The following is a 13201-nucleotide window of genomic DNA, read 5'->3' as shown; positions in this document are numbered from 1 at the left end:
GGGCGGTCAGACCGCGGCGGCCGCCGCGCGGTCTCCGACGCGCTGTCCCACGACGGCCGACACGCCGTCCTGACGCATCGAGACGCCGTAGAGGGCGTCAGCGATCTCCATCGTGCGCTTCTGGTGGGTGATGACCAGCAGCTGCGAGCTCTCGCGCAACTGCTCGAACACGGTCAGCAGACGCCCGAGGTTCGCATCATCGAGCGCGGCCTCGACCTCGTCGAGGATGTAGAACGGGCTCGGCCTCGCCTTGAAGATGGCGACGAGGAGTGCCACCGCGGCCAGAGATCTCTCCCCACCGGAAAGCAGCGACAGCCGCTCGATCTTCTTGCCGACCGGACGCACCGAGACCTCGATGCCCGTGGTGAGCATGTTGTCGGGGTCTGTGAGAGAGATGCTGCCCGAGCCGCCGGGGAACAGCAGCGGGAAGACCTGGCCGAAGGCTTCCTTCGTATCCTCGAACGCACCGGCGAAGATCGTCTGCATCCGCTCGTCGAGGTCGGCGATGATCGTCAGCAGATCCTGCCTCGTCTGCGTCAGATCGGCGAGCTGCTCGGTCAGGAAGGCGTGGCGCTGTTCGAGAGCCGCGAACTCCTCCAGCGCGAGGGGATTCACTCGGCCCAGCTGCGCGAGCTTGCGTTCGGCGTCTGCGAGGCGACGCTGCTGGATGCGCCGGTCGAAGGGGATGGCCGTGTCGTCGAGCAGCTCGCCCTCCGCGGGCTCGGCGCCCGGATCTCTGGGAACGAGCTGATCGGGTCCATATTCCGCAACGAGAATATCTTCGTCGAGAGCCAGCTCCGACGCCACGCGTTCGAGCAGACTGCCCAGGTGCAGCTTCTTCTCGTGGATCTGCAGTTCGAGGCCATGAACGCTCTCCGTGAGACCGGCGAGGCGCTCGCGGAGTGACGTCTCCTGTGCACGGAGGGCTGTCAGCTCCTCGTTCTGGGCGGACCTCGCTGCTTCCGCCTCGCCGAGGGCGAGGCGCGCTTCGGCGACGGAGCGGTCGATCGAGTCCAGGATGCGCGGCAGCTCGGAGGCGACCCCGGATGCCGACTCGCGCTGCGCGCGGCGGATCACCGCGCGGCGCGCCGCTTCTGCCGCGGCATCCCGCTCCTGCTCGCGCTGACGTTCCAGACCTGCGACACGCGACTGAGCCGCACGGACACGCTCTCGCAGCGTCTCGATCTCCAGGCGCGCGCGGACCTCGCCCTCCCGTGCGAGCTCGAGCGCTTCCAGCAGACCGTCTCGCGCCGAGGCATCGAGCACGGGCCGCGGCGCGGACACCGCGTCGTCGAGTTCGCTCTTCGCGCGGGCGGCTTTGGCCTCCGCCTCCTCCACGGCAGACTGCGCCTGAGCGAGTCCCGATTCGAGCCGGTCGCACTCGGCTACCGCCGACTCGTGCGTGACGGTGATGCGGTTGACCTGCTCGGCGTGGCTCGCGAGGGCGGCGTCGTGCTCGCGCAGAGCTCGAAGCGCATCCTTGGACTGCCGCCGCGTCGTCTCGACGATCTCGTTCGCGTCCTCGCGGGCCTCGCGCAGCGAGTCGACGATCACCTGCACCTCGCCGAGACGGTCCTGCGCGGCATCCCGCTCCGCGGCGAGCTCGAGTCGCGACCGTTCCCCTCCGGAGCCCGTGCGCAGGGTCTGCGCTGTGACCACGTCCCCCGTGGTCGTCACGACGGTGGTCGTCGTGTCTCCGAGGGCGTCGAGCGCCGCCCGGGCGGTGCGGGCCTCAGCGAGATCGCCGGCGATGAGCACGTGCGAGAGGATCCCGAGCACGCCGACCGGCGCCGTGACGGTGTCGACGGCGGGCGTGACTCCGGGCAGCTCAGGCAGTCGCACGGCCGGACGGATCCCGTCGGCGACCACGAAGTCGATGACTCCGCGTCCCTGCGATGCCGCGTCTCCCGCGAGGGCGAAGGCGTGGGCTGCGTCGTCGACGAGCACCCCCTCGGCCAGCGGTCCGAGCACGGCGGCGATCGCCGCTTCGAATCCGGACTCGACCTGCACGGCGTCACCGACGAGGCCGCGGATGCCGTCTCCCCCGGTCTTCACGATCTCTGCGGCACCGCCCGAGAGCGCGAGGGCACTCCCGAGGGCCGCCGCCTTCGCCGTGAGAGCGTCGACCTCTCGTTCCGCGGTGTGCAGGCGCTCACGAAGGCTCTCTCGTTCGGTCTCCGCTGCGGTCGCTGCCCGCTGGGCGGCCTCGTACGCCGCGGAGTACTCCGCGGCCGTCCCCTCCGGCGCTTCGGCGGTGTCGATCGACTCCAACGCCTCGGCAGCCTCACGGCGCCGCGCGTGCGCGGCTTCCAGCGCGTTCTCCTGCCGCAGCACCGCGCCGCGCACCGCAGCCAGTGCCGATGCCGCGGCGTCTGCTGCACCGCGCAGCGACGTCAACCGCATGTCGTACTCCGACACGAGAGCGCTCTGCTCGGCGATGTCGACGTCGAGTGTGTCGAGCTCGGCGCGGGCGCTCACGACCTCGCGGCTGGCGGCGACGGCGGCGTCCTGCGCGTCGCCGAGCCCCGCGGAGATCTCGGTGATCTCGTCCTTCGCCTCATCGATCGTGGCCTGTGTGACCGTCACCGCGGTCACCGCGGCGTCGTCCGCCTCCGAGCCGAGCAGGGCGAGTCGCTGATTGGCGAGCGTATACAGGCCGCGCATGCGCTCCTGCACCTGCTCGAGTCCGAACGCGACGCTGCGTGCCCGATCGACGGCGACCGAGTTCTGGTCCTGCTCGAGCCGCGCGATGTTCGCTCGCACGGCTTCCGCCTGGTCGGACAGCACGAGCCGCTCGGTGTGACGCTCGTGCTCGGTACGCGTGTGGTCGGCAAGCGCCGTACGCAGTGCCACGACATCGTCGGCGAAGATCCGCGCCTTGGCGTCGCGCACGACCGCCGCGATCGTCTGCGCCTCGCGAGCGATCTCGGCCTGTCGCCCCAGCGGCTTGAGCTGCCGACGGATCTCCCCGGCGAGGTCGCTCAGGCGTGTGAGGTTCGTCCCCATCGCATCGAGCTTGCGGAGAGTCTTCTCCTTGCGACGACGGTGCTTGAGGATGCCGGCGGCCTCTTCGATGAAGCCGCGACGATCTTCGGGCGAAGCTTGCAGGACGGTGTCGAGGCGACCCTGTCCGACGATGACGTGCATCTCGCGGCCGAGCCCTGAATCGCTGAGCAGCTCCTGCACGTCGAGCAGTCGGCAGGACTCTCCGTTGATCGCGTACTCGCTGGATCCGTTGCGGAACAGCGTGCGGCTGATCGTGACCTCGGCGTACTCGATCGGCAACGCCCCGTCGGCGTTGTCGATCGTCAGCTGCACCTCAGCGCGGCCGAGCGGCCCTCTGGTCGAGGTGCCGGCGAAGATGACGTCCTCCATCTTGCCGCCGCGGAGGGTCTTCGCGCCCTGCTCCCCCATCACCCAGGCAAGGGCGTCGACGACATTCGACTTGCCGGAGCCGTTGGGACCGACAATGCACGTCACCCCCGGCTCGAAGACGAAGCTGGTCGGCTGCGCGAAGGACTTGAACCCCTTGAGGGTCAGGCTCTTCAGATGCATGCGCGCACCGCGCTTCCGGGCTGGATCACGCCCTCACGCTACCGGAATCCCGCGCCAGGACCGGCATCCCGCGCGGTGCGGAGACGATCGGATGAGCGCCGCGACACGCCGGACACGCCCGGGATGCTTGACGTCCGCTGTGAGTTGTCGCTACCGTGAACCTCCGGATCGCCACACGAAAGGAGGTTACCGATGATGATCACTCAGCTCACCGCACAGGCCACTGGCCTCGCCGCGCCATATGCGCCGCGTCTTGCGCACTCGGTAACCGCCGGCGTCCGTCGCAGCAGCGCTCTGTCCTAGGACCGCCGCAGCAGGACTCCGCCCGCTATCGGGCGTCCGCCTCGCGTGCCATCGCGCCGCCTCCCTCTGATCTCCAGGATCACGGCTCACCGCCGACCCCGGCATCCGCTCTCCGCGGTATCCGCGGTTCGCGCTCTCCTCGCGCCACCCCTCTCTCGACGGGTCTGCGCCGTCTGCGTCATCGCACTCAACCATCACCACTCGAAGGAACCATCGTGAACACCACGCTGTACCGCTCCACCACTCACCCTCCCGATACCGAGGACCAGCAGGTCCTCCACATCCCCGCCCCCGACGACCTGCGTCGCCTCGCGCTCGCAGACCGTCTCTCCCTCCGCGTCGGCCTCTGGCTGCTGCAGAGGGCGCAGCGCCCGCGGCGGGAACGCCGCGCGTCCCGCGTCTCCGGCGATCTGCTCGCTCTCGACCGGCGGGAACGCTCCGTCGCCGAGACGTACGCTCTGCTCACCTTCGACCTGCAGCGCCAGCTGCGCTGATCGGAAGGACATCATGAGCATCGTGCTCACCGAAGAGGCGACGCTGCATCCGCTCGTGCTCCCGGCACGGGCGGATGCAGCAGACGCGGGCGAGTTCCGCGAACTCGCCCGCGTCCGCAACGACGTCTATCGCGCCATCACCGGGCGCGACGAGCAGGACCTCGAACCCGAGGCGCTGCTGCCTCTGCTCCGGTCGCGGTCCGAGCGCACCACGGTCGTCTGGGCCGTGCGCGTGGCGGGTGAGACCGTGGGTCGTGCGGTCGTGGACATCCCCCACGAAGAGGGGTCGCGCACGGCGATCGCCAGCATCGAGATCCACCCGCGGGTGTGGGGTCGGGGCATCGGCAGCGCCGTGCTCCCGCACATCGAGGCGGTCGCCCGGAAGTACGGCAGAACCGTCATCCAGAACTGGACCGAGCAGCCCGCGTCGTCGGGCGAGCGGATCACCGCACGCACCGGACACGGCAGCGTGCCGGACGATCACGTCTCCCGGTTCCTGGTGCGCCACGGCTTCGCGCTGGAACAGGTGTACCGCGTCAGCCGCCTCGACCTCGATGGTCCCACCGCCGACCGCATCGCGGCGCTGCACGACGACGCTCGTCGAGCAGCCGAGGGATATCGCGTCCTGCAGTGGGAGGTGCCGACGCCACCCGAACACCTCGACGGCTACGCGTGGCTGAAATCGAGGATGTCGACCGACGCCCCGTCTGCCGGACTCGAAGCGGACGAGGAACACTGGGATGCCGATCGCGTCGTGGGCGCCGAAGAGCGCATCGTCGAGATGCGGCAGCGGCTGCTCATCACCGTGGCGCAGCACATCGAGAGCGGCGAGCTCGCCGGGTTCACCGAGATCGGCGCGGGTCCCGACCCGGCAGCCACCACGCATCAGCACGACACCCTGGTGCTCCGTGAGCACCGCGGGCACCGCCTCGGTCAGCTCGTGAAATGCGCCTCGCTCGCCCGCTGGCGCGAGATCGCGCCGCAGTCGCGGGCCATCGTGACCTACAACGCCGAGGAGAACCGGCCCATGCTCTCCATCAACGAAGCAATGGGCTTCGAAGCCATCGCGTACGAAGGCGCGTGGCGGAAGGACCTCTCATGACCACGTCCACGCTGACGATCACTCCGCTGCACGTGCCCTCATCACTGGACGGCGACGACGCCGCCGACTTCCTCGCGTACGGCGAGCTGAATCGCCTGATCTGCGACGAGGCGACCGGTCTCCCCGATCTCGCCCCGAACGCCGCCCAGATGCTGCCGGCATGGCAGGACCAGACCGACACCCTGCACACCGGGTTCGTGGCGAGGGTCGACGACGAGATCGCCGGCATGATCACGATCGACTACGCCAGGGAGGCGGATGCGCACGCGGCGGAGATCGATGTGCTCGTGCCGCGTCGCTTCGTCGGGATGGGCGTCGAGAGCGCACTCCTCTCCCGTGCAGGCGACGAGGCTCGCGCCCACGGCCGGTCCCTCATCCAGGCGTGGTCGCTGCACCGTCCGATCGAGACGGATCGGATGATTGTGCCCCGGACCGGGTGGGGCAGCATCCCTGCGACACCACTATCCGACGCACTCGAGGCCGACGGTTTCGTGTGCGAGCAGGTGGAGCGCAACAGCGAGCTCGACCTGCGCGCCGACCCCGCCGTGCTGACGAGTGCTCTCGACGCCGCCCGGGCGATCGCGGGGCCGGACTACCGCGTCGTGCAGTGGATGGCACCCACACCCGAGGAGTACCGAGACGGGTACGCGGGGATACTCGCACGCCTGTCGACGGACGCGCCGAGCGGCGACATGGAGTTCGTCGCCGAGGAGTGGGATGCGCAGCGTGTCGAGCGCCGGGACGCGCGGTTGACCTCTGCGGGGCAGGCGTTCGCGGTCACCGCCGTGCAGCACGTCCCGACCGGCGACCTCGTCGCCTACAACGAGCTGCTGATCGGCGAGGACCGGGCCAGCACCACGCACCAGTTCGGCACCCTCGTGTCGAACGAACATCGCGGCCATCGCCTGGGCATGATCGTGAAGTGCGCGAACCTGCTGAGATGGCGCGAGCTGATGCCGGACTCCCCCGTCGTCTCGACCTTCAACGCCGAGGAGAACCGGCCGATGCTGAGCATCAACGAGGCGCTCGGCTTCCGAGCCGTGTCGTATGCGGGCGCCTGGCAGAAGCGACTCTCCTGAGGATCATCCGAGCGATGTAGGAGGTCGTCCCCGGATCATCCGCGGTGCCGACGACATCGGCCGGGCGGCTGACGAGGCTGGAAGCATGAACGCATCCGTCCTCGACGCCCGATCCCTCACGAAGTCCTACGGCACCACCCGCGCACTCTCCGGGGTGGACCTCACCGTCCACCCCGGGGAGTCCGTGGCGATCATGGGTGCGTCCGGATCGGGGAAGACGACGCTCCTGCATGTGCTCGCGGGCATCGTCACCCCCGACTCCGGCACAGTGACCTTCCAGCCGAGCACCGGCCACCCGGTCGAGCTGTCGGCGCTCGGCGAGTCCGCACGATCCCGGTTGCGACGCGAGCGCTTCGGCTTCGTGTTCCAGCAGGGCCTGCTGATCCCCGAGCTCACCGCGGTCGAGAACGTGGCCCTCGCCTCCATGATCAACGGCGTGAAGAGAGCGGATGCTGTGCATCACGCGGCATCCTGGCTCGCCGCACTCGGGCTCGCCGGCATGGAGGACCGCCGGATCGGTGAGCTCTCCGGTGGTCAGGCCCAGCGCGTCGCGATCGCTCGCGCTCAGGCGACCGGCGCCGACCTCGTCTTCGCGGACGAGCCCACCGGCGCCCTCGACTCCCACACCTCGCACGAGGTGATGGACGCCCTGCTCTGGTCGACCACGGGGCAGGGGCGAACACTGCTGGTCGTCACCCACGATCCGGAGGTCGCAGCCCGCTGCTCGCGGATCGTCTCGGTGCGCGACGGCCAGGTCGTGTCCCCGGCGGTGTCCGCATGAACCCGCGCGTCCTCGTTATGCTTCTGCGTCCGGCACCGGGCCAGACGGCGTTCCTCGCACTGCCGGCGACGGCCTTCGCGATCGTCTCCGCACTCGTGCTCACGGTGGTCGGTGGTGCGCAGTCGTTCTGGACGTGGACCGACGACTTCGCGGCGGTGTACCAGGCACTCGCCGCCATCGCGCTGGTGCTCCTCGTCGTGCCGCTGACGAACCTCGGCGGGGCCGCAGCCCGTCTTTCGGCACGACGCCGCGACGAGCGACTCTCCACGCTGCGTCTTCTCGGAGTCACTCCGTGGGGCGTCGGGGTCGCGACCGTCGTCGAGTCCGTGCTCGTCGCTGCTGCCGGCGCCGTCGCAGGAGTGCTCGTGTCATTGGCGATCAGCCCCCTCATCGGCCTGATCCCGTTCCGCGGCGAGGCGCTGGGCACCGAAGCCGTCGTACTCCCGCCTCTGGTCGTGCTCGCGGTGGTCGGCGGCATCCTCGTGGTCGCCGCGGTGAGCGCCGCGCTCGGCCTCTGTCGGGTGATCATCTCGCCGCTCGGCGTTCGCATGCGCTCCACCGCGTCGAACGTCCACTGGTTCCGTGCCATCATCGGCGTCTCCGCCCTCGCACTCGTCTTCGTGCTGGTCAAGGTCGTCCCGTCGATCGCCGGCATCGCGACGGCCATCGTCGTGCTCGCCGTGCTCTTCGCGGTCGCCCTCGCCGTGCTGAACGTGCTGGGGCCGTGGGTCATCAAGATCATCGCGTCGGGGCAGCTGCGACGGGCGGAGCGCCCGGAGCGACTGCTGGCCGCGCGCCTCGTGCTCGATTCGCCCAAGAGCGCCTGGCGTCAGGTGAGCGGGATCTCGATGGCGAGCTTCATGGCCGTGTTCGCCGGCACCGGCGTCTCTCTCATGAACGTGCTGAACAGCGGTGATGCGGCGTCCGAGCAGGGCGCTCTCGCCGGCGACATGCGCACCGGCCTCATCATCACCCTCGTCGCGTCGTTCCTCATGGTCGCCGCATCGGTGGGCGTCAACCAGGCGGCGGCGATCCTCGACCAGCGCGAACTCCACCGCAGCCTGCACCACCTGGGTATGCCGCTCGAGACCGTCGACCGCGCACGGCGCCGGGCGATCATGTCGCCGCTGCTGGTCACCGCGATCGGTTCCGCGCTCTGCGCCGGCGTGCTCGTGTTCCCGCTGCTGGGGATGGCGCTCCTCACGGCACCCGAATCCGTGCTGACCATCGCCGCAGTCGTCACGATCGGGATCGGCGTCGTCTGGGCAAGCACCCGCGCGACGCGCCCGCTGCTGGCGCGCTCGTTCTCGGCGGCGTGAACGTCGGCCGGGCGAGATTAGAAGTTCATGGCCTTCCAGATACCTTTGTGCATCATTAGGCGCTCTGGGAAGCCTAACGTTGAATTACGGTTTCTGAACTTGAAAGTGTATGCGTCGTAACCTTTGGTTCCGTGAACCGTCCCGATAGCACTGCGTTCATAAAGCGCCGCCAGAACCTTGTCGATCGGAAGGGAACGAAGCACATCATGGCCAGATTCCTGAGCGAATTCCTTCAACTGCGAGAGTTTGAAATCGCGGCGGCGCATGGCGGAGAAAAGAGAGAATGCGGCCTCGATTTCAGCCGGCTCCAGCACCCCGACCAACTCGTCCTTGATCTCCGGCAGGAAATACTCAATAGAGTATCGCCTCATCCCGCTGAGCACCTGATCAATTTTGAGAGGCTGCCCAGGATCGACGAACACGCGTATGGATTCCAGCAATTGTAGAAAATCACGAGGGGTGTGACGCGTCAAAGAAAGCAGTGCGATGATCGTAGGCTCGCCATCGATTGAAGGAGGCAAATAGTGGGCCAACTTTGCGTCTCGGTCACCGGTCGCCAGCTGTATGCGCAGATCCGCTAGTTCTACGAGCGCAGATTCTTCGGGATTCCGTGTATCGTGGTACCAATCCAAAGACACAGCACTATCCTGACGCACCTTGTTTTTATTCGCGTCAGGGAACAGTTCAAAAATATCCGTTCGACAAAGAATGATGACCTTGGCAGGAACCCCGTGCGCAGTCAAGTCCTCGTTAATCTTCACTGTTTCTTGCAATAAGGCTGCAAGGGAACGATATTGAACTTCTCGCTGAGTTAGGACGTCGTCTAGACCGTCGATAACTAGGATGTGAGAACTCTCCGAACGAACTCGGGAGCACACGGAGCGGAGGTGATTAACAAGTTGCAAGAACCCAAGACCAGACTCATTAGTACTAGACTCATGCGTAGCTTCCAGGAGTGTTGGGATCTGTGCTTTGAAGGAATTCTTGGACGACTTTACAACAAGATTTTTTAGATCATCGGTCGGCAGGATACCAATGTTCGTCAAACTATTCACTGCGCGAGCGAAATCTGGGTCCTGAGTCGCCTTCGCGTCCTGTTTGAACGAACCAAGAAGCCTGAGGAGGATCAACCATGCCCAACTCGTCGGGTAACGACTTTCCGGCTCGTCCGAGCTCACCCCAACCTTGCCGAACGCATTGAATGGAAAATCCTTGAGTTGCAGGGGGGTCACGAACTCATTGGGATGATCGTATGCATCCACAACGAGTTTCTGCCCAATGGCGGACTTTCCTGAGCCTTTGTATCCGAGGAAGAGAAATCGCGCCCCTGATCGCGCCTCGCCCACGACGCCCTGGTGATCGTAATATCCCTGCAGAAGAAGTTCAGGCGCATTGGCTCGCTCAGTCTCCGCGCTCGCATAACCGAATTTAATTGCCTCAAATCCAGATCTCCGATTAGACATTCATCCTCCAAATCTGTCCCCCTCCCGCGAGCGAGGAGGCTAGAAACGCCGTCCGAACTGAATCTTACCGAGATCCGGCCTCAAAGTAGCATAAGCGCGGCCGCGATCTCCTTGCAGTCCCGAGATGCACAGAAAAATCTACGCGTGAATCAGGTCCCTCAGCAGAACATGCTACGTCGGCCGGGTCAGCGACGACGTTGGCAGCGCGGGCAGTAGTGACTCGACCGGTTCATGAACGCGGTGCGGCGGATCGGGCCGCCGCACCGCGGGCACGGCTCTCCCCCGCGTCCGTACGCGTTTAGGGAGTGCGCGAAGTACCCGGCCTGGCCGTTGACGTTCACGTACTGCGCGTCGAAGCTCGTGCCGCCCTCAGCGAGCGCCTTCGCCAGCACGGATCGGATCTCGGCGAGCAAGCGCGATGCCGCACGCGTCGACAGAGCGGAGGCCACCGTCTCCGGGTGGATGCGCGCGGCCCACAGCGACTCGTCGGCGTAGATGTTGCCGACCCCGCTGATCACCTGCTGGTCGAGCAGGACGCGTTTGATCCCGCTGCTTCTGCGGCGCAGTGCGGCGAGGAAAGCCGCGTCGTCGAACAGCGGATCCATCGGATCGCGAGCGATGTGGAGTACCTGTGACGGGATGCGCGATGGGCCGTCGTCACGCAGCTCGTCGACGGCGAGGGACCCGAAGGTCCGCTGATCGGCGAAGACGACGGCCAGTTCGCCATGGGTCGGATGCTCGAGGCTCAGCCTGATCCGCTCATGCCGCTCGGCCGGGGCGTCCGGCGCGCGAAGCAGCATCTGACCGCTCATACCGAGATGGGCGATGAGCGCGGTCCCTCCCGAGTCGAGCGGCAGCCAGAGGAACTTTCCGCGGCGGTCGGCCGCAGCGAAGCGGTGTCCCTCGAGTCGGGCGACGAAGTCGGCTGCACCCGCGGCGTGCCGGGTGAGCGCTCGTTCGTCGAGCACGCTGACGGCGGTGATGACGGAGCCGATGGCCGCGGGGGCGAGACCCGCCCGCACGACCTCCACCTCAGGGAGTTCAGGCACGTTCGTCGAGCAGACGCCATGCGCTCAGCGCCGCAGCCATCTCCGCCGTCTTCTTGCTGCTGCCCAGCCCGTTCATGCTGACATCGCCGACGGTCACCGTCGCAGTGAAGCGACGGTCGTGATCGGGACCGCTGGCCTCGATCGAGTACTGCGGGGCGGTCAGCCCGAGGCGCGCCGCGAGCTCCTGGAGACTCGTCTTCGGGTCCATCGCCGCGCCGTAGCGCTCGGGGTCTGCGAGCAACGGCTCAGTCAGACGCAACACGAGTTCCGTCGCGGCATCCGGTCCGGCCGACAGGAACGTGGCGCCGATGACGGCCTCCATCGTGTCGGCGAGGATCGAGTCCTTGTCGCGTCCACCGGTCTGCTCCTCGCCCCGACCGAGCCGCAGGTGGCTGCCCAGGTCGATGCCGCGCGCGACTTCCGCGAGGGCGACGGTCGAGACCACGCTCGCCCGGCGCTTGGCGAGAGAACCTTCGTCGAGATCGGGATGGGTCGTGAACAGCATCACCGTCACGGCCTGCCCGAGGACGGAGTCTCCGAGGAACTCGAGTCGCTCGTTATGAGGGATGCCGCCGTGCTCGTACGCGTACGACCGGTGGGTGAGCGCCAACTCCAGAAGCTCCGCGTCGATATCGACACGGAGCTTCTCAGGGAGAGGTCTCGTCCCCCCAGGGACCTCTGTCACGGCGTGAAGTCGCGACTCAGACGTCAGCGACCTTGCGGCCCTTGTACTCCAGGAAGAGCTCGGTGCCCTGCGAGTCGGTGACGACCTTCGCCTGGTGAGGACGGCTGTAGACGACCTTGCCGTTCTCGATGGTCTTGACGAGCGCGGGAGCCTCGGCCTTCCACTGCGCGCGACGCGAGCGGGTGTTGGAACGGGAGACCTTGCGCTTCGGGGGGTTACCAGCCATGACTAGCTCTCTTCTTTCTCGGCGGCGCTGCTCTCTGCCGCGCCGTCTTGGTCTGTGATCTGCTGGAGCGCACTCCATCGAGGATCGATGGGAGCTGCCTGCTCCGATCCGGTGCTCTCGGTCAGCCTCTCGCCCGTGATCGGGTCGAGCCCGAGGCAATCCGGCTGACACACCGGCTGAAATGGAAGCGACAATACGGCCGCATCCCTGACAAGATTTTCAAGATCCACGTGGTCGTCTTGAACCTCGAAGTCAGTTTCTTCCTCACCAGGATACGCGAAAAGCTCCTGGAACTCGACTTCGACGGGCCGGGCGATGTCGGTCAGGCACCGGCCGCACACTCCGGAGTACTCGGCGTCGGCCGCGCCGGACACGAGAATGCCCTCGTGGACGGACTCGAGACGGACGTCGAGGTCGAGCTCGGAGCCCTTCGCGAACGACACGATGCCCTCGCCCCACGGCTCGTCGAGAGTCACCGTGAAGGCATGCTCGCGCATCTCGCCCGGCTTGCGAACGATGTCGCGGACGGGAAGGACGAAAGGGCCGTTGAATCGGGAACGCACCCCGCAATGCTACCGGCTCCACAGAGAACGGGGCTGGTCGACGCCTGAGTGCCGACGCCGCGCGAGCGGGTCAGATCCCCCGGGCACCGGTGTCGAGGAACGCGGCGACGGCCGGCGGCACGAAGGGCGAGATGTCTCCCCCGAGACCCGCCACCTGGCGCACGAGTGAACTCGACACGAGGGCGTGCGACGGATCGGGCAGCAGGAACACCGTCTCGATGTCGGCGAGGTGCCGGTTGACGATCGCCATCGGGGATTCGTAGGCGACATCGACCTGGGAGCGGATCCCCTTCACCAGGACACCGGCGTCGACGTCCCGCGCATAGTCGACGAGAAGGCCCATGCTCCATGACCCAACGACGACGTTGCCGTCCATGCCGTCTTCGGCGATGGACTGCTCGAGCAGCGACATACGCTGCGCGATCGGGAGCATCGCCTCTTTGCCGGGGTTGTGCACGACGAGCACGTGCAGCTCGTCGTACAGTTTCGCCGCACGCCGGATCACGTCCAGGTGGCCCAGGGTCGGTGGATCGAAGGAACCCGGGACGACGGCGATCCGGCTGCTCATGCGTCCAGCCTAGG

General features: G+C 67.1%; 12 protein-coding genes. 5 read left to right on the top strand and 7 right to left on the bottom strand.

What is annotated here, in order from left to right; genetic code table 11:
* Window positions 1-6 precede the first annotated feature (6 nt).
* The gene (gene smc, locus FSY98_RS15360) at window positions 7-3555 is read right to left on the bottom strand and encodes a chromosome segregation protein SMC (protein ID WP_144877495.1); all 3549 of its coding nucleotides are present in this window, start codon (window positions 3553-3555) and stop codon (window positions 7-9) included.
* Window positions 3556-4073: 518 nt separating this feature from the next.
* Here smc and FSY98_RS15355 point away from each other — a divergent pair.
* The 5 genes from FSY98_RS15355 (at window position 4074) to FSY98_RS15335 (ending at window position 8633) form a co-directional block, all read left to right on the top strand.
* Window positions 4074-4352, top strand: coding sequence for a hypothetical protein (locus FSY98_RS15355; RefSeq protein ID WP_144877494.1), 279 nt, complete (start codon window positions 4074-4076; stop codon window positions 4350-4352).
* A 13-nt stretch (window positions 4353-4365) separates the two neighbouring features.
* Window positions 4366-5454, top strand: coding sequence for a GNAT family N-acetyltransferase (locus FSY98_RS15350; protein ID WP_144877493.1), 1089 nt, complete (start codon window positions 4366-4368; stop codon window positions 5452-5454).
* The gene (locus FSY98_RS15345; RefSeq protein ID WP_144877492.1) at window positions 5451-6533 is read left to right on the top strand and encodes a GNAT family N-acetyltransferase; all 1083 of its coding nucleotides are present in this window, start codon (window positions 5451-5453) and stop codon (window positions 6531-6533) included. The genes FSY98_RS15350 and FSY98_RS15345 overlap by 4 nt, the downstream gene beginning before the upstream one ends.
* A gap of 85 nt (window positions 6534-6618) precedes the next feature.
* On the top strand, window positions 6619-7314 hold the full coding sequence (locus FSY98_RS15340; protein WP_144877491.1) for an ABC transporter ATP-binding protein: 696 nt from the start codon (window positions 6619-6621) through the stop codon (window positions 7312-7314).
* Between the two features lie 17 nt (window positions 7315-7331).
* Window positions 7332-8633, top strand: a complete 1302-nt coding sequence (locus tag FSY98_RS15335) for an FtsX-like permease family protein (RefSeq protein ID WP_260857508.1) — start codon at window positions 7332-7334, stop codon at window positions 8631-8633.
* Between the two features lie 17 nt (window positions 8634-8650).
* On the opposite strand, the gene FSY98_RS15330 is transcribed toward FSY98_RS15335, so the two are convergent.
* From FSY98_RS15330 to coaD, 6 genes are all read right to left on the bottom strand, one after another.
* Window positions 8651-10096: a P-loop ATPase, Sll1717 family gene (locus FSY98_RS15330; RefSeq protein WP_144877489.1), complete on the bottom strand. Its 1446-nt coding sequence runs from the start codon at window positions 10094-10096 to the stop codon at window positions 8651-8653.
* Window positions 10097-10281: 185 nt separating this feature from the next.
* A complete protein-coding gene (gene mutM, locus FSY98_RS15325; RefSeq protein WP_144877488.1) occupies window positions 10282-11145 on the bottom strand; it encodes a bifunctional DNA-formamidopyrimidine glycosylase/DNA-(apurinic or apyrimidinic site) lyase in 864 nt (287 codons plus the stop codon).
* Window positions 11138-11830 (bottom strand): ribonuclease III, encoded by a 693-nt coding sequence (rnc, locus tag FSY98_RS15320; protein WP_144877487.1) that lies wholly within the window; start codon window positions 11828-11830, stop codon window positions 11138-11140. Before rnc ends, mutM begins: the two co-directional genes overlap by 8 nt.
* Window positions 11831-11846: 16 nt before the next feature.
* Window positions 11847-12056: a 50S ribosomal protein L32 gene (gene rpmF, locus FSY98_RS15315; RefSeq protein ID WP_013586329.1), complete on the bottom strand. Its 210-nt coding sequence runs from the start codon at window positions 12054-12056 to the stop codon at window positions 11847-11849.
* 2 nt (window positions 12057-12058) lie between these two features.
* Window positions 12059-12553, bottom strand: coding sequence for a DUF177 domain-containing protein (locus FSY98_RS15310; RefSeq protein ID WP_144877770.1), 495 nt, complete (start codon window positions 12551-12553; stop codon window positions 12059-12061).
* 136 nt (window positions 12554-12689) lie between these two features.
* Entirely contained in the window at window positions 12690-13187 is a 498-nt protein-coding gene (coaD, locus tag FSY98_RS15305; protein ID WP_144877486.1) for a pantetheine-phosphate adenylyltransferase, read from the bottom strand.
* Between the last annotated feature and the right edge of the window lie 14 nt (window positions 13188-13201).

This window comes from Microbacterium sp. 1.5R, from assembly GCF_007667425.1.
In the GTDB taxonomy this organism is placed as follows: domain Bacteria; phylum Actinomycetota; class Actinomycetes; order Actinomycetales; family Microbacteriaceae; genus Microbacterium.
The sequence above is the reverse complement of the archived record's forward strand: the minus strand, read 5'-3'. Positions and strand labels throughout refer to the sequence as shown.

What these genes read in the sequence shown, in the direction of transcription:
- smc (WP_144877495.1), bottom strand. Translation starts at nt 3,555, where the DNA reads ATGCATCTGAAGAGCCTGACCCTCAAGGGGTTCAAGTCCTTCGCGCAG.
- FSY98_RS15350 (WP_144877493.1), top strand. Translation starts at nt 4,366, where the DNA reads ATGAGCATCGTGCTCACCGAAGAGGCGACGCTGCATCCGCTCGTGCTC.
- FSY98_RS15345 (WP_144877492.1), top strand. Translation starts at nt 5,451, where the DNA reads ATGACCACGTCCACGCTGACGATCACTCCGCTGCACGTGCCCTCATCA.
- FSY98_RS15340 (WP_144877491.1), top strand. Translation starts at nt 6,619, where the DNA reads ATGAACGCATCCGTCCTCGACGCCCGATCCCTCACGAAGTCCTACGGC.
- FSY98_RS15335 (WP_260857508.1), top strand. Translation starts at nt 7,332, where the DNA reads ATGCTTCTGCGTCCGGCACCGGGCCAGACGGCGTTCCTCGCACTGCCG.
- FSY98_RS15330 (WP_144877489.1), bottom strand. Translation starts at nt 10,096, where the DNA reads ATGTCTAATCGGAGATCTGGATTTGAGGCAATTAAATTCGGTTATGCG.
- rpmF (WP_013586329.1), bottom strand. Translation starts at nt 12,056, where the DNA reads ATGGCTGGTAACCCCCCGAAGCGCAAGGTCTCCCGTTCCAACACCCGC.
- FSY98_RS15310 (WP_144877770.1), bottom strand. Translation starts at nt 12,553, where the DNA reads ATGCGCGAGCATGCCTTCACGGTGACTCTCGACGAGCCGTGGGGCGAG.
- coaD (WP_144877486.1), bottom strand. Translation starts at nt 13,187, where the DNA reads ATGAGCAGCCGGATCGCCGTCGTCCCGGGTTCCTTCGATCCACCGACC.